Origin of the sequence: Sphingopyxis granuli NBRC 100800 (assembly GCF_001591045.1) — a bacterium.
Taxonomy (GTDB): Bacteria; Pseudomonadota; Alphaproteobacteria; order Sphingomonadales; family Sphingomonadaceae; genus Sphingopyxis; species Sphingopyxis granuli.
On sequence record NZ_BCUA01000151.1, the window covers coordinates 1 to 4,559 of the forward strand.

Consider the following 4,559-nt stretch of genomic DNA (forward strand, 5'->3'; position numbering starts at 1 on the left):
ACCAATGGCGGCGCGAACACGGCCACCACCGCTGCCAGCTTCGATATCCAGACGGGTCTCAACAGTGGTGACGAGGTGACGATCACGATCGGCGATCTGCATGCCAACGCGCTGGGCACGGTTGCGACGGCAGGCAATACGCCGGTTGCCGGTAGCTCGGTTGCCGACATCGACCTGTCGCTGACCACCGTGACGGCCGGTAAAGCCGACGCCAAGGACGCGCTGAAGATTCTCGACGACGCGATCCAGACGGTGGCGACCGAGCGTGCCAACCTGGGTGCGCAGCAGAACCGCCTCGACGCGGCGATCAACAATCTGACGTCGGGCGTCACCAATCTGGCGGACTCGAAGTCGCGTATCGAGGACGCCGACTTCTCGGCCGAATCGACCAACCTCGCGGCCGCCGGCATCCTCGCCCAGGCCTCGACGGCGATGCTCGCCCAGGCGAACCAGAGCCAGCAGGGCGTGATGAACCTGTTGCGCTAAGACATCGCACGACTGATTTTCAGGCCGACTTTGGTTGGTCCCTTATTGGCCTGATCCAGACGCCCCGGTCTCCCCACGACCGGGGCGTCTTTCGTTTGGATTCGCGCGGTGGCGCCGGGGCCATGGGGGCGGAGCCTGTGTAAGGCTTGTGTGTCCCCGCGCAGGCGGGGACCCAGAGCGATCCGACGCCGACCTTGGCGCTATCCGCTCTGGGCTTCCGCCTGCGCGGGAGCACGGGGCTTTTCAGTCGGGGACATCGCCCGGCGCGAACCGTATCCCTGCCTTTGCGCCGCTGCGCGAATATTCTCGGCCTTTATGCGTTCAATGGAAATCGCGTGATTTGGGCAGGATGCGGACGTTGCGCGGATGGCCCGGGCGCGGCATCGGCGCCTGCGGCGCGGCGTTGCCCAGCGCGTCGAGCATCGCGGTGCGGTCGACGATGTGGCTTGCCATCAGGTGGACGACGCCTTCGCGGCTGCGTTGCACCTCGCCCTCGACCAGCATCAGCCGTGACGCCATGACGGCGCGGCGATAGCGCTCGAAGTGGCGCGCCCACAGCAGCACATTGACGATCCCGCCCTCGTCCTCGAGCGTGATGAAGATCGCGTTCCCCTTGCCCGGCCGCTGGCGGATCAGCACGACCCCCGCGGTGCGGACGATCCGCCCGTTCTTCGCCGCCGCGGCCTCCGTGCAGCTCAGCACGCCCTCGTCGGTGAAGGCGCGGCGCAGGAACGCCATCGGATGCCCCTTCAGCGACAGACGCGTCGTCTGATAATCGGTGAGGACATGCTCGACGAGCGGCGTCGGCGGTAGGTCGGCCTCCGCCTCCGGCCCCAGTTCGTCCGCCCCGGCGGCGTCGAACAGCGGTAGCACCCCCTGCCGCACCCTTCGCGCGTTCCACAATGCCGGACGCCGTTCGAGTTCCATCGAGCGACACGCATCGGCCTCCGCCAGCAGGCGCAGCGCGCGCGGCGGCAGACCGGTGCGCCGCGCCAGATCCTCGACGCTGACGAACGGGGAGGCGGGGGGAGTGGTGCGCGCCTCGACAAGCCGCTGCGCCCACGCCTCGCGGAACCCGTCGACCTGCCGAAAGCCGAGCCGCAGCGCGAGGCGGTCGTCGTCCCGGCGTTCGAGGCTGTTGTCCCACCCGCTGGCGTTCACGTCGGCCGCGCGCACCTCGACCCCATGCGCGCGCGCGTCGCCGACGAGCTGCGCGGGGGCATAGAAGCCCATCGGCTGCGAGTTCAGGATGCCGCAGGCGAAGACGGCGGGGTGATAATGCTTGATCCACGAGGAAACATAGACGAGCCGCGCGAAGGACTGGGCATGGCTTTCGGGAAAACCATAGCTGCCGAAACCCTCGATCTGCTTGAAGCAGCGTTCGGCGAAATCCTGTTCATAGCCGCGCCGCACCATGCCGCCGATCATCTTTTCGCGGAAATCGTCGATCGTGCCGACGTTGCGGAAGGTCGCCATCGCCCGGCGCAGACCGTTCGCTTCCTCAGGCGTGAAGCCCGCCGCGACCATCGCCAGCTTCATCGCCTGTTCCTGGAATAGCGGAACGCCGAAGGTTTTCCTGAGGACGTCGCGGAGCTCGTCCGGATCGTGAGGAGGTGCGGGAGAAGGGAATGTGACCTCCTCCTCCTTATTCCGCCGTTTCAGATAGGGGTGGACCATGTCGCCCTCGATCGGGCCGGGGCGCACGATCGCGACCTGCACGACGAGATCGTAGAACTCCTTGGGCTTCAGCCGCGGCAGCATGTTGATCTGCGCGCGGCTTTCGACCTGGAAGACGCCGATGCTGTCGCCCTTTTGCAGCATCTCGTAAACGGCTTCGTCCTCGCATTCGATGTCGACCTCCAGCGTCCGGTCGCCCAGTCCATGCTCGCGCATCAGATCGAAGCATTTGCGGATGCAGGTCAGCATGCCGAGCGCGAGCACGTCGACCTTCATCAGCCCGAGCGCGTCGATGTCGTCCTTGTCCCATTCGATGAAAGTGCGCTCCTCCATCGCGGCATTGTGGATCGGCACCAGTTCGTCGAGCCGTCCTTCGGTGAGCACGAAGCCGCCGACATGCTGCGACAGGTGGCGCGGGAGGCCCAGCAATTCGCCGACGAAGCGGTGCAACCGCTCGATCTCGCCGTTCGCGGGGTCGAGTCCCGCCTCGACCAGCCGTTCGACGGGCACCTCCTGGCCCCAGCTTCCCCAACTCGTGTCGGCTAGCCGCGCGGTGACGTCCTCGCTGAATCCCAGCGCCTTGCCGACCTCGCGGATCGTGCTGCGGGCGCGATAGTGGATCACGGTCGCGGCGATCGCGGCGCGGTCGCGCCCGTAGCGCTCGTAGATGTGCTGGATCACCTCCTCGCGCCGTTCATGCTCGAAATCGACGTCGATGTCGGGCGGCTCGTCGCGCTCGGCCGAGATGAAGCGCGAGAAGAGTAGTTCGTGCTTCATCGGATCGACCGAGGTGACGCCGAGCAGGAAGCAGACGATCGAATTCGCCGCCGATCCGCGCCCCTGGCACAGGATCGGCGGCTTTCGCGTACGCGCGAAGCGGACGAGATCGTGAACGGTCAGGAAATAATGGACATAGTCGCGGCGCCGGATCAGCCGCAGCTCGTTGCCGATCAGCCGCCGGACCTTGGGCGGCAGCGGCACCCCATAGCGTTCTACCGCCGCCGTCTTCACCAGATGGTGGAGATAGGCGAACGGCTTCCACCCCGGCGGCACCGGCTCGTGTGGATAATCGTAACGCAGTTCGTCGAGGCGGAAGCCGATGCGGGCGAGCAGCCGGCCGGTTTCGCGGATCGCCCGCGGATAGGGCTGGAACAGGCGTCGCATTTCGGCCGGCGCCTTCAGATGGCGCTCGCCATTGGCGTGAAGCAGCCTGCCCGCCTTGTGGACGGTCGTGCCCTCGCGGATACAGGTGACGATGTCGTGCAGCGGACGCTGCTCGCGCATCGCATAGAGCGCGTCGTTGGTCGCGAGCAGCGGGACGCCCGCCGCGGCCGCCAGCCGGGCGCGGCGTTCGAGCCGCCGCGCGTCGGCGCCCGACCGCGGCATCGTCGCCGCAAGCCACACCGATTTCGGTCGCGTGCGCCGCAGCGTGCGGAGCAGCGCTTCGTCGCCATCCATCGCGATCAGTAGCAGGCCGTCCGAATGCGTGAGCAGATCGTCCAGATACAGGGTGCAGTCACCTTTCTGCGCGCGCAGGTTGCCGGTCGACAGCAGGCGGGTCAGCCGCCCCCATCCATGCCGGCTGACCGGATAGGCGACGATATCGGGCGTGCCGTCGGCGAAGACGAGCCTTGCCCCGACGACGAGGCGGAATCCCGCCACGCTTTCGGGCCGCTTGACCTCCAGCTCCTTCAGGAACGCCCAGGCGCGCACCACCCCCGCGACGCTGTTGCGGTCGGCGATGCCGATCCCCGCCATACCGAGTTCGATCGCGCGCCCCACCATCTCCGCGGGATGCGAGACGCCGCGCAGGAAGCTGTAGCCGGTTGCGGCGACCAGTTCGGCGAAATCCGGTTCGGGGGCGGGGGCCTCGCTCATGCGAACAGCCCGTGGATATACCAGCGCGGCCCGTCCTTTTCGTCGTAGAGGCCGTGGCGGAACAGCCAGTAGCGGCGGCCCTGTACATCCTCGACGCGGTAATAGTCGCGCGTCAGCCCCCTGTTGTCGCGGCGGCGCCACCATTCGGCGGCGATGCGCTCGGGCCCCTCATACAGACGCACCGCGTGCAGCGCGCGGCGCCAGCGAAAGCGCTGCGGCGGCCCGTCGGGCACCTCGGCGATCACCTCGATCGGCTGCGGCGGATCGAAGAGATAGAAGGGGCGCTGCGGCGGCTCGCCGTCGGGCGCCGCGGGCCAGGGCTGCGGCGGCGCGGCGTCGGTCGCGGGCAGTTCGAGCTGCGCCTGCTCGGGAATATGGGTGTCGGCGGGGCGAAGGCGGCGCACGCGGCCGCGCCCGAGCCGGACCGCGAGGCGGTCGGTCAGGTCGTCGATCGCCGCGCGCCGTACCGCCCCGCCTTCGAGCCGCAGCTGGCTCGCGCCGAGCGCCTCGAGCCGCGG

At 68.1% G+C, this 4,559-nt stretch carries 3 protein-coding genes; 1 reads left to right on the forward strand and 2 read right to left on the reverse strand.

All coding sequences use genetic code 11. From position 1 onward, the window contains the following. On the forward strand, positions 1–486 hold a 486-nt coding region (locus SGR02S_RS18950), incomplete at its 5' end, for a flagellin (protein WP_255211531.1). 321 nt (positions 487–807) lie between these two features. Here the strand turns inward: SGR02S_RS18950 and SGR02S_RS18955 are convergent. Both SGR02S_RS18955 and SGR02S_RS20330 read right to left on the reverse strand, forming a co-directional pair. Beyond that, positions 808–4,041, reverse strand: coding sequence for an error-prone DNA polymerase (locus SGR02S_RS18955; RefSeq protein WP_067113748.1), 3,234 nt, complete (start codon positions 4,039–4,041; stop codon positions 808–810). Beyond that, a partial coding sequence (locus SGR02S_RS20330; protein ID WP_369691234.1) for a DUF6504 family protein occupies positions 4,038–4,559 on the reverse strand: 522 nt, incomplete at its 5' end. The genes SGR02S_RS20330 and SGR02S_RS18955, both read right to left, overlap by 4 nt.

Excerpts from the sequence above, each read along its gene's own strand:
- SGR02S_RS18955 (WP_067113748.1), bottom strand. The coding sequence starts at position 4,041 with ATGAGCGAGGCCCCCGCCCCCGAACCGGATTTCGCCGAACTGGTCGCC.